This window comes from Pseudomonas sp. KB-10 (genome assembly GCF_018221585.1).
In the GTDB taxonomy this organism is placed as follows: Bacteria; Pseudomonadota; Gammaproteobacteria; order Pseudomonadales; family Pseudomonadaceae; genus Aquipseudomonas; species Aquipseudomonas yangonensis.
This window is the reverse complement of sequence record NZ_QYYB01000001.1, coordinates 284,522-298,104: the sequence shown is the minus strand read 5'-3', so window position 1 is coordinate 298,104 and position 13,583 is coordinate 284,522. Positions and strand designations below refer to the sequence as shown.

The following is a 13,583-nucleotide window of genomic DNA, read 5'->3' as shown; positions in this document are numbered from 1 at the left end:
GACGGTCCTTGTCAGTTCGAGGAGCAAAGCTCGGCCAGCACCCGCAGGCGCCGACGAGGTTCGGAAACATAGGGATTCTTACCGTCCCAGGCGTAGCCGGCAAGGATCGAGCTGATCATGCGGCGGATCTCCGGGGAGGCTTTTTCGTAGTAGATCACGTCCTGGAACGAACCCTCGTACCAGCCTTCGACGTAGACGCGGAAGGTATCCACGCCGCGTTTGAGCGGGATGGCGAACTCGTTTTCCCAGTCCACCGTTTCGCCACCCAGCTGACGATGCAGCAGCCCGGCGGCCATGCTCGCCGAGCGCATGGCGATGGTCACCCCCGAGCTGAATACCGGGTCGAGAAACTCGGCGGCGTTGCCCAGCAGGGCAAAGCCTGGCCCGTGCAAGCTCTTGACGTTGGCCGAGTAACCGTTGATCTCGCGCGCCGGGGTATCCCACACCGCATTGCCCAGCACCTTGCTCAGCGATGGGGTTTCGGCGACGAACTGCTTGAGGCAGGCATCGAGATCCTTCGCGTAGTTCTCATAGTGCTCGGCCGCAGCGACCACACCCAGCGAGCAGCGGCCGTTGCTGAATGGAATGGTCCAGAACCACACGTCACGCAGGGTCGGGTGAGTGGTTATGAGGATCATCTCGCGGTTGAAACCCGAGGCCGGGTCGATACGGTCCTCGATATGGGTGAACACGGCGCGACGGACCGGGAAGGCCGACGGTGTGTCGAGGTCGAGCAAGCGCGGCAGTACACGGCCATAACCGCTGCCGTCGAGGACGAAGGCGCACTCGATCTGGTACTCGAAGCCGTCGGCCAGGCGGCGTACCGACAGGCGCGGGCAGTCGCCGGAGAAATCCGCGGCGAAGATTTCCTCCTCGTAGCGGATCTCCACGCCCTGACGCTCGGCCTCGTCGGCCAGCAGCTTGTCGAAGTCGGCGCGAATCACCTGATAGGTCGAGCCCTTGCCCTCGGTGAACTTGTCGCGGAAGTCGAAGCTGGTGTAACGATCGCCCCAGGCGAACGCGGCGCCGTGCTTGGTCTGGAAACCGGCTGCCTGCACGGCTTCGAGCATGCCGGCTTCCTCGACGAAGTCCAGGCAGTGCGACAGCAGACTTTCGCCGATGGAAAAGCGTGGGAAACGCTGGCGCTCAAGCACCAGCACGTCATGGCCCTGGCGTTTGAGAATGGCGGCGGCGATGGCGCCGGACGGACCGGCACCGATGACGACGATCTGGCGTTGTTCGAGTTCAGGAGATTTCATAGCGGGCTTTCGCTTCATGATTGGCCACGTGCCGACCCAGCAGGGCAGGTAGCAGAGTAGAGAACAGACTCATCAGCAGCAGGCCGAAGTACACCGTTGAATCAATCAGCTGGAGCTGCAGGAGCAGGTTGAGGAACACGATTTCGGTCAGGCCACGGATATTCAGCAGCAGGCTTTCAAGCCATTTGATCCGGGCCGCCGCAGCCGGGTCTGCCCAATGCAGGCCCAGCCAGCTACCAAGCACCTTGCTGATGACCGGCAGCGCCAGCAGGGTACCTATCACCAGCCAGGACAGGTGTTGATCCAGGCCATGGAAATCGACGCGCAGCACGCCATAGGTGAGTATCAGCGGAACCGCGAGGCCATTCATCGCCAGCTTCCAGTGGCGCTCCGCCAGCGGCAGGACGAAGGGCTGGCGCAGGTAGCCCAGGCACAGCATGTAGCCGATGCCGAACACCAGCGCATTCAGTTCAAGCTGTTCGAACGCCAGCATCAGGGCGAAGAATGGCAGGCTGTAGAACGCGGGGTGGTTCAGCCTGAGTGAGCGCAGCAGCAGAGGCAGCAGCGCCGCCAGCAGGGGCCACAGCAGTGTCGTGGGCTGGCTGCTGCCATGAGCGAGACCGAACAGGCTCCAGCACATGAAATCCATCAGGATCGCCGCATGCAGCAGGCGTTTGCTGTCGGCCGCCGGGTAACCGATGCTCTGCAGAAACAGGAAGAGCACGGGAATGGCGGTGATGGAGAACAGCAGGCCGATCCCGATCGCACTCAGCCAGCCGCGCTCGCCGGGCAGCAGCCAGAGCGAATAGGCCAGGCCGGCGAGCATCGGCACGAGAAAGCTGGGCAGGGCGATCTTCACGCACGCCGGGCTGAGGTCCAGATCGATCACATCGCTGAGGATGTAGCCCAGCAGCAGCGCGAAGCACAGTCCATAGGCCAGGTCCAGCCAGCCGGGTGCGAGCAGCTCGGCGGCGCTCAGGTGCAGGTGCGGCTCGGCCCAGAGTAACAGCAGCGCCGGGATGGCCAATGCGGCCACCAGCAGTTGGCCGACGATAGGAATCAGGCGTCGTCCGCCGATTACGCTGACCATCGCGTAGAGCACCAGGGCCAATAGCCAGAACAGAGCGACGCTCACGGATGCTGTTCCCGTTTATGTGCATCAGCTGCCCAGGGGGCGAGAAGAAAACTGAAGGCCAGGCCGATGCTGATGGTCAGGCCGAAGTTGCTCACCGCCGGTGTGCTGGACACTGCCAGCAGGCCGAACGATAGCCAGGTGGTCAGTGCCGACAGCAGAGTGCCGAGCAGGCTGGTGGCGGCGCCGCCGACCTGTTCACGGATCAGAATGGCGTAGTCGACGCCGATGGCGGTGACCAGCAGGAGGCCGAACAGGCTGAATAGCGTCAGCGGCTGGCCTAGCCAGCCGAGGCCCGCCAGGCTGGCCAACGCTGCCAGCAGCGATACCGCCAGCACGCGAGCTGCGCCGCGCGCGCCGAACGAGAAACACAGCACGACGAAGATCAGCAGGCAGGAGGCCAGTTTCAGCTCGGCGGCGCTGACCTGAGTAGCGGCGAACAGGCGATTGAGTTCGCCGAGGCGGTCGACCAGCTTTACGCCTTCCAGCCCTTCGGCCTGCGCCACGAGCAGGTCGCTGTCGCTCAGCCCCTGCAGGCTGATCAATCCGGCGACCTGACCGTTGGCTTCATTGCCCAGCCAGAGCGGTCGCCAGGGTTCACCGAGCGGTGCGGCGAGCACCTGCTGGATATTCAGCAGCGGCAGCGCTTGCAGCTGCCGCGCCTCTTGCTCGATGGCGGCGAGGGGAATGCCCAGCTCGGTGAGCGCGGCGCTGTGTTGCGGCAGCTGCGCCAGTGCCTGGCGCAGTTCTGCCTGCTGGGAGACGGGCGCTACCAGTTGACTCAAAGCCAGGTAGCTCTTCAGCTGGCCTTGCTCCACCAGCTTGTCCAGGCGCTGGCTCAACTGCAGCTGGCGTTGCAGCAGTTGCTCTTCGTCGTCGCCGCGCACCAGAAAGAACTGGCTGGTAGGCTGCGCCCCGACGATCTGGCTGATGGCTTTCGATTGCTCCAGCAATTGCGGCGGCACGCTGGCCCACTGGCGCAGATCGTCCTTGTGCGAGAGTTGCAGCAGGCCGCCCGCGCAGAACAGGGCGAAGATCAACAGCAGCCAGGGTGTCGACAGGCGACGCAGCAAGGCTTCGCGCCAGGCGAGCAGGTGCTGCGCCAGGGTGTGGGGCGGCTGCCACGGACGGATCGCGGCCTTGCCCAGCAATGTCGGCAGCAGAAACAGGGTGCTCAGATAGGCACCGAGCAGACCGGCAGCAGAAAAGATCGCCACCTGCTTGAGCGCCGGGAAGGGCGTGAAGGCCAAGGCCAGATAACCGATGACATTGGTCAGCAGACCGAGGGTCAGGCCGAGCAGCGTGGCACGCAGGGCATGCCAGCTGTCCCAGGGTTGCAGCGTCCAGCTTTTCGACAGCAGGTGCAGCGGATAATCGATGGCCACGCCGATCAGGCTGGCGCCCAGCACCAGGGTCATCACGTGGACATGGCCGAATACCGCGACGCAGGCCGTAAGTCCGGCCAGCACGCCGATGGCGGCCGGTACGAACGCCAGCAGCACGCGCACGCGTCGGAACACCAGCAGCAGCATCAGCAGGGCGCCAGCACTGGCCAGCCCGCCCATCAGACTGATCTCGCGGGTGGCCTGGCGCTGGCCATGGGCGGAATAGAGCAGGCCGCTGCTGGCGAGCATCTGGCCGCCGCGCGCCTCGATTTCCTCGCGGGCCTGGGCGACCAGACCGTCCACTGCCAGAGCCAGGTTGCCGTCGAAGGCGTCGGCATTGGTCCGGGCGCGCAGCAGGGCCCAGGTGGTTCCCTCGCTTTCGGCGATCAGCGCACCGCTGAGATCGACCTGAATATTGTGATGATGCGGGAGATTCTTCTCGGCCAGCGTACTCAGGCCGAGCAGATCGTCATTGGTGGCGACGACACCCTGGCTGCGAAAGGGGTCGAACAGGTCCTGGGTGCGCCTGGCCACGAACGCCGCAGGATCGTCGATCAGCAACTGGCGGTCGGCTGGCGGCAGCAGCGCCAGGCGTTGCTCCTGCAATTGCTGGCGGATGGCGTTGAGGTCGGCTTGCGGGTCCCACTGCACCTTCTCGAACAGCGTCTGCTGTTGCCAGCGGGCGCCCAGCTGCGCTGCGAGCGCCAGGGCCTGTTGGCGCTCCGGGTGGCTGATCAGTACCAGCAGTTCGCGGTTGAGCGGCTCCTGCATGCGCTGCACGGCCTGCTCTTCGAGGGCTTCAGGCTTGCCGCTGGGCACCAGCTCCAGCAGGTTGGCCGAGATCGGTGCACCGCCGCGCCACTGCCAGGCGGCAACGACAATGAGCAGCAGCAGGGCAAGCGGGAACAGTCGTGAGCCCCAGTATTCAACTCTGGAAGTCATGTTGCTCCGCGTCGCTCAGGGACTGGTCGGCCTGATTGTCCTCGAGACGCAGCACGGTGCTGTCGCCCTGGGTTTCCTGTAATTCGATGCGTTGCACCAGCTCACCACCGCGGATCACGATGGCGTTGAATACCTGTTTGAGCAGCACGCTGCGCGGTTTCAGATCGAGCTGCCAGGCGTCGGCGGTGCCGCTCAGGCTGAGTTCGAAGTCCTGGCGCAGGCCGCTGCTGTCACCCTTGAGCACGGCGAGAAACAGGCGGTTCTGCTGGGCAGTGACGCTTTGCTGGGCGACGAACTGCCAGCCTTGCTCGGTGCGCCGGGCGATGCCTTTGTCGTCGATGCGGTAGTCCTGTTGCAGCGGGCGTTCGAGTAGCCAGAGCAGGCCGTGGTCCCTGGCCAGGACGAAGGTGCCGCGGCTGGTCAGCGGTTGCGGCAGGGCACGCAGGTGCTTTTCCTGAACGAAACTGCCGCGCACCACCTCGGGTTTGCCGAGCTGCTCACTGAGCTGGTCGAGGTCGAAGGCCAGCGCCAACTGGGCAAAGCCAGCCAGCAGTAGCCCGGATGCAATCCGGGAGATGTAGCGGGCGATGAGGGGCTTCCCGGATTGCATCCGGGCTACGCAGCCGATGCCAGCCAGCGCGGCGCTGAGCAGGCGTTTCACGCGATGGCCCTCTGCACGGCATCGATGAAGACCTGTGGCGAGGCGAACTGCATTTCCCGCGTGGCGATTTCCACGGCCACTTGCACGGTGCTGCCGCGAGTCATGCGCTCGCCCGTCTCGGCGTCGCTGATCAGGTAGTTGATCTTCAGGCGGCTCTCCCATTCGACCAGGTCGGCGCGCACGATGATGCGCTGACCGAACTGCGCGCCGCGCACGTAGCGAACCTGCAGGTCGATCACCGGCCAGGCGTAGCCGGAGTCGCGCATCTGCCGGTAGTTGTGGTCGAGCTTGTCGAGCAACGCACAGCGCGCCTGCTCGAAGTATTTGACGTAGTGGCCATGCCAGACGATCTCCATCATGTCGACGTCATAGAACTGCACCTGCAGCTCGATTTCCGTCTGCAGTACGCCCTTGCTACGCATACAGCCTCCAGTGCTGGGCACGGATACGTTCCAGGCACAGGCGCAGCTCGCCTTCCAGGGCGCGGTCTTCGATCACCGGCGGGAAGTCGCTGGCCAGTTGCTCGCGCATCGCCGCCAGCGGCGCCGGGATGTCGCGCTTGCCGGCGCGCTCGCGCAGCCAGACGCCCTGGTTGGCGGCCAGCAAGGTGGCGGCGGCCACCTGCTCGGTCAGCTCCAGGCTGCGCAGCGCATCGCGTGCGGCGATGGTGCCCATGCTCACCTTGTCCTGGTTGTGGCATTCGGTGGAGCGCGAGAACACGCTGGCCGGCATGGTGTTCTTCAGCGCTTCGGCGGTCCAGGCGCTGGCGCCGATCTGCACGGCCTTGAAGCCATGGTTGATCATCGCCGTTTCCGCTGGTGCGCCGGACAGATTGCTCGGCAGGCCATGGTTGTAACGGGTGTCGACCAGCAGGGCGAGCTGGCGGTCGAGCAGGTCGGCGACGTTGCCCACCAGATTCTTCAGGCTGTCCATGGCGAAGGCGATATGCCCGCCATAGAAATGTCCGCCGTGCAGGGTGCGTTCGGTCTCGGCGTCGAACAACGGGTTGTCGTTGGCGCTGTTGAGTTCGGTCTCGATGAACTGACGCAGCAGGCCCAGGCTGTCGGCCAGCACCCCGAGCACGTGCGGCGCGCAACGGATCGAGTAGCGGTCCTGCAGGCGGTGCAGCGGCGGCAGCGGCGCCTCGACGGCCAAGTCCTGGCGAATCCAGGCGGCGACCTGAGTCTGGCCAGGATGAGGCTTGGCGGCGAACAGGCGCTCGTCGAAATGCTCTGGGTTGCCTTCCAGGGCGAACACGTTGAGCGCGGTGATGCGCGTGGCCAGCTTCAGCAGGTAATCGGCGCGGGCGTAGGCCAGGCAGGCCAGGGCGGTCATCACCGCGGTGCCGTTCATCAGCGCCAGGGCCTCCTTCGGACGCAGGGTCAGCGGCGTCCAGCCCTGTTCGCGATGCACATCCGCCGCACTGCGTCGTTCGCCCTTGTACAGCACCTCGCGCTCACCGCTGAGGGTGGCGGCGACGTAGGACAGCGGGGTGAGATCGCCGCTGGCACCGACCGACCCTTCTTCCGGGATCAGTGGCAGCACGTCGTGATCGATGAACGCCTGGATACGCTCCAGCAGCTCCACCCTTACCCCGGACACACCGTGGCACAGCGACTGCAAGCGGGCGGCGAGCACGGCACGAGTGCTGGGTGCGTCTAGCAGCTTGCCCAGACCGCAACCATGGAAGGTGAACAAGTGCTGGGGCAGGGCCTCGACCTGGTGCAGCGGCACCGCCACCACGCAGGAGTCGCCATAGCCGGTGGTGACGCCGTAGATCACGCCTTCCTTGTCCAGCAGGGTGTCGAGAAAGCGTGCGCCCTTGGCGATCTTTTCCCGGTAGGCCGCATCGTCCTGCAACTGGGCGCGAGCCTGGCGCTGCGACAGGGCTACGATGTTCTCGATGGTCAGGGCGCGCTCGCCGAAGATCACCGGCTCAGGCTGGTATGTCGTCATCTCGCTTCCAGAATGGGTAGAAGTTGAACCATTGTTGTGGGGCGTCCAGGCAGTGTTCGCCCAGGCGTTGCGCATAGCGTTGTGTCCAGTCGCGGATCACCTGATCGCGCTCGCTGCGCTTCCAGGTCACCGCGTCGGCGAAGTGCTCCAGGCGCACCTGGTAGCGGCCGTCGATCTTCAGGCAGTGAATCAGGTCGACCTGGCACTGCAGCAGGCCGGCCAGCAACCAGGGGCCCTGGGGGAAAGCGGCCGGCAAACCGAGGAAGTCGACCACCACGCGGCGCCCGCCGTGCAGGGGCACGCGATCACCGGCGATGGCCAGCCATTCACCGCGTTCCAGGCGTTCGGCGAGTTGCAGCATGATCGCCGGGTCCAGTTCGCTGACCTGGATCAGGCGCAGGTGGCTGGCGCCGGACTCGCCCAGCAGCCGGTTGAAGCGCTCGGCATGCTTGGTGTGCACCAGCACGTTCATGCGCACCTTTTCGCCCAGCTCGGCCAAGGCCCGGCACACTTCCAGATTGCCCAGGTGCGCGCCTACCAGAAGTCGGCCACGGCTGTCGCCGTGCAGTCGTTCACGAAGGTTGTCGGGGTCGACCAGCTGCAGTTCCTGCAGCGCCAGGCGGCCATTCCACACATCGACCTTGTCCAGCAGGCTGTCGGCGAAGGCGAAGAACTGACGCAGCACCGATCTCCGGCTGGGGCGCAAGTCGGGACGTGCGCTCCAGGCTGCCAGGTTGTGTTGATACTCATGGATGCTGGTGCGTGCGCTGCGGCCGAAGGTGTAGAAATACAGGACGATCAGATACAGCAGCGGCACCAGTGGGCGGCGGCCAAGCAGGCGCGCGGCCGCGACGGTGAAACGCATCAGCAGAAAACTGCCGCGCTCCTTCTGCCGCGCCCAGTGATCGTTATGCTCGGCAGTGCTCATGCGACCAGCCTGCGCCAGAGAATGCGTGGCGCGCGCAGCAGCATGCCGAAGAAGAGGCGGGCATGCATGGCTGAAATCAGCAGATTGTCGTGCCACAGGCGAAAGTGCGAGAGGCCATCGGCCGGGTAATGTACGCGAGTCGGCAACCAGTGCATCGGCTGTTCGCGCCAGGCCATGCGCACTAGGATCTCGGTATCGAAATCCATGCGCCGACCGAGTTTCACGCGGTCGAGCAGCGCCAGGGTGGCGGGCAGCGGATAGACGCGAAAGCCGCACATCGAGTCGCGTACCTGCAGCGACAGGCAGTTGATCCACACCCATACATGGGTCAGGTAGCGGGCATAAAGGCGCGATCTGGGCACGCTCGTATCGTATTGCGGGTAACCGCATACCATCGCTTCCGGATGCGTTCGAGCGGTGTCGAGGAAATCGTCGATCCTGCTCAGGTCGTGCTGGCCGTCGGCATCGACCTGCAGGGCATGGCTGTAACCGAGGCGCGCCGCTTCGCGCAGGCCGGCCATCACCGCCCCGCCCTTGCCCAGGTTGCTAGGCAGGCGCAGTAGATGAACGTCCGCCTGTTGCGCCAGTTGGTCCATGACTGCCGCGCAGGAGGCGCTGGAGCCGTCGTCTACCAGCACGCAGGGCAGCCCGGCACGCTGCAGTTCGCTGACCACGCCGGGCAATGGCCGCTCGTGGTTGTAAACCGGGATCACCGCGCAGGGCTTGAAGCCTGACTCAGCCATGGGACGGCTCCAGCAGAATTCGACCGGAGGAGCAGGGCACATCGCCATTGTGGTAAGCGAAGTAGAGCTTGCCGCGTTCGGCATCGAAACGCAGGGTCAGCTGCAGGGTGTCGCCGGGGCGTACCAGTTGCTGGAACTTGAGCACTTCCATGCCGGCGAAGCGAGGTGGCAGCTGGGCGATCAGGTCACGGGCCAGCTGCTGGGCCCAGTCCACCTGCACCACGCCAGGCAGCACCGGGGTTTGCGGGAAGTGGCCGGTGAAATGGGCAAGGTCCAGCGGTACCTGCAGCTGCAGGTGCCATTCGCCGTCGCGCTCTTCAGCGCTCACGGGCTCTACCCGCGTCGGCCGCGGGGCAGTCAGTAGACTGTCGATCTGGCTTTGCGGCAGTTTGCCCTGGCTGCTGTAGGGCAGTTCCAGCAACAGGCGCCAGCGACGCGGCAGGGCAATGGCCTCGCAATGATCGGCCAGGTGCCGGCGCAGGGTCTCGGTCAGGGTGCGGCGGCCCTGGTTGCGCAGTGCGTATACGCCGCTCGGGCTGAGAGCCAGCACGGCGCCGAGGAAGGCGCGGCCTTCCTGAACGACACCGAGACGGGCGTCGGCGACCCAGTCATGGCTGATCAGCGCTTGTTCGAGCATGGGCAGGGAAATGCGTTTTTCTTCCAGCTTGACGATGCGGTCGAGGCGCCCACGCAGGACGAAACGGCCGTCAGCGCTGATCTCGGCGGCATCCGCGCTCTGTTCGATATGCCCTGCCGGCAGGTATGGCGAGACGATGCGCAGGGCGCCGGTTTCATCGAGGCTCAATTCGACCCCGCGGAATGGCTGCCAGGCCGTGTCGCCCTGGCGCCAGCCGATACCGCCGGTTTCCGAGCTGCCGTAGATTTCCGTTGGCCACTGACCCAGGCGTTCGTGCAGGGCCTGAGCTGCTTCTGCCGGCAGGGCACCGCCGGAGGAAAAGACCTGTTTGACCCGGCTCAGCGCTGGCCAGTCGAGGTTGTCGCCCATGCGCTTGAGCAGGGCCGGGCTGGCGACCCAGGCGAAGCCAGGGGCGGCGCAAGCTACTGCGCTCGATGCTGCCGCGTTGAGAAGCGGCTCGGCCTGCTCATTTACCGCCTGTAAACTCCACGGCCTCGCCTCTTCTCGCCTTGCATCCTCTTCGCTCGCTACGCATGCACTGCCCCTGGCGATAGCCAGGCTCGCCTGTTGCAGGTCTTCGGGAAAAGGCAGGGCTCTACGATACAGAGGGCGACCGGCACACAAGGGCCAGAGCAGGCGGAACAGCAGGCCGTAGATATGTTGGCAGGCCACGCTGCCGAGTATGGTCGCCGCACCCAGATTGGCGCCCCAGAGTTGTTCCAGAGCCTCGACCTCATTGGCCAGCTGCGTCAGGCTCTTGTCGATCAGCTTGGGTTCGCCGCTGGAGCCTGAGGTACACAGGGTCAGGCGGCAGGCGTCGAGCTGCAGGCGAGCGCCAGGCAGCGCGGTGGCGGCCTCGAATTGGTCAAGGCTGTCCAGCCACAGGTCGACCTGCGTGGCCAGACGCTGTCGCGTTTGCGCCTGGGCATCGGCCGGCAGCAGTACCTGCACACCGGCGCGCCAGGCACCGAGCAGCGCGACGGCCAGTTCACCGGCATCTTCCAGATACAGCGCTACGCGCTGAGCTCCGCGCGCCTGCAGGGCCGCCGCCAGAGACAAGGCGCGGTGGCGCAGCTCAGGCTGGTGAAGGTTCGGTTCCAGGGCGACCAGGCGCTCCGGGTGAGCCTCCAGCAGCAGGTCGGTGAGGGGCAGCCAGGTCATTCGTGTTTCCTTACTTGCTGACGGATCAGCCATTCGCCAGCGAACATCAGGCCAATCAGGCCGTAAGAGATCAATCCGGTGTAAAGCGTCCACCAGGAGAGCGGAGCCCAGGCCGCGAGAGCCATCAACAGGAAGGTGTTGCCGAGAAAGAACAGTGCCCAGACCTGAGTGACCTTGCGGGTATAGCGCACCGCGATTTCCGGCAATTCGGGCTCGCGCAGGCGCGCCATGCGCTCGACCAGCGGCGGGCCGAACTTCAGGCTGAGACCGAACAGTGCCAGCAGCATGACGTTGAGCAGTACCGGATACCAGCGCAACAGCGCCGGTTCGTCCGCCATGCCGAGTACCAGGCAGAACACCAGGGCAGCCGCGGCCAGCCACAGGCCGCCTGGGCGACGGCGCGCCGTTAGCGCACGGGCGAGCCATAGTCCGCCCAGCAGGGCAGCGAACAGGCGGGGTGACCAGTGCTCCATGCCGTAGTAGACGGCGAAGGGATAGAGTACGCCGGCTATCAGCAGCAGCAGGCCAAACAGGCGAGCCATGGGGTCAGGCTTGCGCCTGAGGCGCTTCGTTGATCAGGCGGTACACGGCCTCGACCACGTCGCCCACGCTACGTACGCTCTTGAATTCTTCGGCGGCGAGCTTGCGGCCTGTTTGTCGTTTGATGTGGTCAATCAGGTCGACTGCATCGATGCTGTCGATCTCCAGATCTTCATACAGGCTGGCTTCCAGGGTCACACGCTCTTCATCCAGCTCGAACAGCTCTACCAGGGCGCTGCGCAGGGTGACGAAGATTTCTTCGCGGCTTTGCATCTGGAGTAATCCTCAAGCGGTTTGGGCGGAAACGAACGCAGCCAGGCTCGCGACATTGGCGAAGTGCTTGCGAGTATCCTTGGCTTCGGCGTCGATCTTGATGCCGAAGCGTTTCTGGATCGCCAGCCCCAGCTCCAGAGCGTCTACCGAGTCCAGGCCCAGGCCTTCGCCAAAAAGAGTCTGTTCAGTGCCGATATCGTCGGCGCTCATGTCCTCGAGGCCAAGGGCATCGATGATCAGGTTCTTGATTTCACGTTGCAGATCGCTCATCTAAGGCGAGCTCCTTCATAAAGTGTTGATGCAGATGGTCGTTGAGCTTGCGCGAGGCAATCGGCAATGGGGCCTGCTCGGTGAATTGCCGCGGGTCGATATCCTCCCCGACCCGCAAGCGAAAATGAAAACGACGCGACGGGATGCTGTACCAGGGCTCGGCCTTGGTCAGGGTCGTGGGCGTCACGCTGATGACAACGGGGGTGACCACCTTGGCGCCGCGCACCGCAATCGCTGCGGCGCCGCGGTGAAACTCCGGGTTGGTGCCGGGCACCGTGCGGGTGCCCTCGGGGAAGATGATCAGGGTTTCGCCGCTTTGCAGGGCGCCTGCTGCCTCGTCGAGCATGTCCATGCTGCCGCTGTTGCTGATGTACTGAGCGGCGCGAATCGGCCCACGCATGCAGGGGTTTTCCCACAGGCTCTGCTTGACCACGCAGTTGGCGTCGCGGATGAAGGCGATCAGCACGACCACGTCGATCAGCGAGGGGTGATTGGCGATCACCATCTGCCCAGGACGCCCCAGGCGCTCTGCACCCTCCACCTCATACGTGAGTACACCCGTGCGGAACATGAACTGCACGAACACACGGAAGGTCCAGCTGACCACTGCGCGCGCGCGAGTGCGGCGCTGCAGCAGGTCGCCAGGGAGCAGGCCGAGTACCGGAAAAACCAACACGCGCAGCAGTACGCCGCCTATGCCGAACAGGGCGAAACTCAGTGCCGTCGCAATGAGCCTCCAGGCATACGGCGGGCTGTAGGTACTCAGTCCTCGTTGCGTGACCAGGTCCATTGACGGTCTTTCCAGTAGTGAATCAGCGTTCGCTGCCCGCCATGGTAGGCGCGCAACAGGTTCAAGGGATGTGGCCATGCGGCGGATAAGCCGGATTCGGCGGGCGCGAGGCTCAAGGTCCAGGTTTTGCCGGGTTTCAGCAGCAGAGCCACCGCGTAGGAAAAAGGTACGTCATCTATATAGGGTCGATAGAGGCTGGGCGGCGATTCTTCTGCGACGACCAACAAGACGCCGGGGACACCCTCGGCGAGTAGCCCGCCAGCCTCGACCATGGCATGCTCCAGACCGTCTCCTGTCGCTGCCATGGCGGTCATTTCGCTGCTGTCCTCGCGCAGGATCGACCACAGGCCAATGATCGCGTTGTGCACGGATAAACTGAACTGGGTGGGCGACAGTGGTTCACCTTTCGCCAGTTCGTTAAGAATGGCAAGCGTGCGGGGGGTTTCGCCGTGACGCGATGCGAACACTAGAGGGAGCGGGCCTCGTCCTTCAGCGAGAGGCCAGGCGACATGGAAAAGCATTCGTGCCAACCGGCTGAGGCGGCGACGTTGCATGGCGGGTAGAAAACTGACGTCCGGCTGCTGCTGGTCGTCGGGCACGACCACAGGGGCGCTGCACCAGGCACGCCAGTCATCCTCTGACTCCAGGCCGGGGGCCCAGGCGCGCAGTCCTTCGATCTGGAAATTCATAGCACGAGGCTTTCGCCACTCCGGGCATACTTCTGTTCGGCACGAAGATACGCCTGAACGAAAAGAGCTCAGTCCGCGTCCATGGCATAGTGCCGGTATCTGTTCGGTCGGGCATTATCTAGATGCGCACAGAACTGTGCAAATGTTGTGCAGCTTCTTCTGATAGGCGGATGATGGCAATGTGGTCTGCTTCTCGTGTCTGTCATGGGCTTTGCAT

General features: G+C 64.5%; 14 protein-coding genes. All 14 read right to left on the bottom strand.

The annotated features are described in order from the left end of the window. Positions 1 to 11: 11 nt before the first annotated feature. Genes DXK50_RS01290 through DXK50_RS01225 form a run of 14 tightly spaced genes read right to left on the bottom strand, consistent with a single transcriptional unit; the run spans position 12 to position 13,366 of the window. Positions 12 to 1,259, bottom strand: a complete 1,248-nt coding sequence (locus DXK50_RS01290; RefSeq protein ID WP_212629103.1) for an NAD(P)/FAD-dependent oxidoreductase — start codon at positions 1,257 to 1,259, stop codon at positions 12 to 14. Then, positions 1,246 to 2,394 carry a cation:proton antiporter gene (locus DXK50_RS01285; RefSeq protein WP_212629102.1) on the bottom strand — a complete coding sequence of 383 codons (1,149 nt, stop codon included), beginning with the start codon at positions 2,392 to 2,394 and terminating at the stop codon, positions 1,246 to 1,248. Before DXK50_RS01285 ends, DXK50_RS01290 begins: the two co-directional genes overlap by 14 nt. Further along, positions 2,391 to 4,718, bottom strand: coding sequence for an MMPL family transporter (locus DXK50_RS01280; RefSeq protein WP_212629101.1), 2,328 nt, complete (start codon positions 4,716 to 4,718; stop codon positions 2,391 to 2,393). The genes DXK50_RS01285 and DXK50_RS01280 overlap by 4 nt, the downstream gene beginning before the upstream one ends. Then, a complete protein-coding gene (locus DXK50_RS01275; RefSeq protein ID WP_249186636.1) occupies positions 4,702 to 5,328 on the bottom strand; it encodes a LolA family protein in 627 nt (208 codons plus the stop codon). Before DXK50_RS01275 ends, DXK50_RS01280 begins: the two co-directional genes overlap by 17 nt. 47 nt (positions 5,329 to 5,375) lie before the next feature. Beyond that, positions 5,376 to 5,801 carry an acyl-CoA thioesterase gene (locus tag DXK50_RS01270; protein ID WP_212629100.1) on the bottom strand — a complete coding sequence of 142 codons (426 nt, stop codon included), beginning with the start codon at positions 5,799 to 5,801 and terminating at the stop codon, positions 5,376 to 5,378. After that, the gene (locus tag DXK50_RS01265; RefSeq protein ID WP_212629099.1) at positions 5,794 to 7,335 is read right to left on the bottom strand and encodes an HAL/PAL/TAL family ammonia-lyase; all 1,542 of its coding nucleotides are present in this window, start codon (positions 7,333 to 7,335) and stop codon (positions 5,794 to 5,796) included. The genes DXK50_RS01270 and DXK50_RS01265 overlap by 8 nt, the downstream gene beginning before the upstream one ends. Beyond that, positions 7,316 to 8,263, bottom strand: a complete 948-nt coding sequence (locus tag DXK50_RS01260; RefSeq protein ID WP_212629098.1) for an LpxL/LpxP family acyltransferase — start codon at positions 8,261 to 8,263, stop codon at positions 7,316 to 7,318. The genes DXK50_RS01265 and DXK50_RS01260 overlap by 20 nt, the downstream gene beginning before the upstream one ends. Next, positions 8,260 to 9,006: a glycosyltransferase family 2 protein gene (locus DXK50_RS01255; RefSeq protein ID WP_212629097.1), complete on the bottom strand. Its 747-nt coding sequence runs from the start codon at positions 9,004 to 9,006 to the stop codon at positions 8,260 to 8,262. Before DXK50_RS01255 ends, DXK50_RS01260 begins: the two co-directional genes overlap by 4 nt. Further along, positions 8,999 to 10,804 carry an acyl-CoA synthetase family protein gene (locus tag DXK50_RS01250; protein ID WP_212629096.1) on the bottom strand — a complete coding sequence of 602 codons (1,806 nt, stop codon included), beginning with the start codon at positions 10,802 to 10,804 and terminating at the stop codon, positions 8,999 to 9,001. Before DXK50_RS01250 ends, DXK50_RS01255 begins: the two co-directional genes overlap by 8 nt. After that, entirely contained in the window at positions 10,801 to 11,346 is a 546-nt protein-coding gene (locus DXK50_RS01245) for a COG4648 family protein (protein WP_212629095.1), read from the bottom strand. The genes DXK50_RS01250 and DXK50_RS01245 overlap by 4 nt, the downstream gene beginning before the upstream one ends. A 4-nt stretch (positions 11,347 to 11,350) precedes the next feature. Continuing rightward, the gene (locus DXK50_RS01240) at positions 11,351 to 11,617 is read right to left on the bottom strand and encodes an acyl carrier protein (protein WP_024306675.1); all 267 of its coding nucleotides are present in this window, start codon (positions 11,615 to 11,617) and stop codon (positions 11,351 to 11,353) included. A 12-nt stretch (positions 11,618 to 11,629) separates the two neighbouring features. Then, positions 11,630 to 11,887, bottom strand: a complete 258-nt coding sequence (locus tag DXK50_RS01235; RefSeq protein WP_212629094.1) for a phosphopantetheine-binding protein — start codon at positions 11,885 to 11,887, stop codon at positions 11,630 to 11,632. Further along, positions 11,868 to 12,677 (bottom strand): lysophospholipid acyltransferase family protein, encoded by an 810-nt coding sequence (locus tag DXK50_RS01230; protein WP_024306677.1) that lies wholly within the window; start codon positions 12,675 to 12,677, stop codon positions 11,868 to 11,870. Before DXK50_RS01230 ends, DXK50_RS01235 begins: the two co-directional genes overlap by 20 nt. Next, a complete protein-coding gene (locus DXK50_RS01225; protein ID WP_212629093.1) occupies positions 12,650 to 13,366 on the bottom strand; it encodes a beta-ketoacyl synthase chain length factor in 717 nt (238 codons plus the stop codon). Before DXK50_RS01225 ends, DXK50_RS01230 begins: the two co-directional genes overlap by 28 nt. Between the last annotated feature and the right edge of the window lie 217 nt (positions 13,367 to 13,583).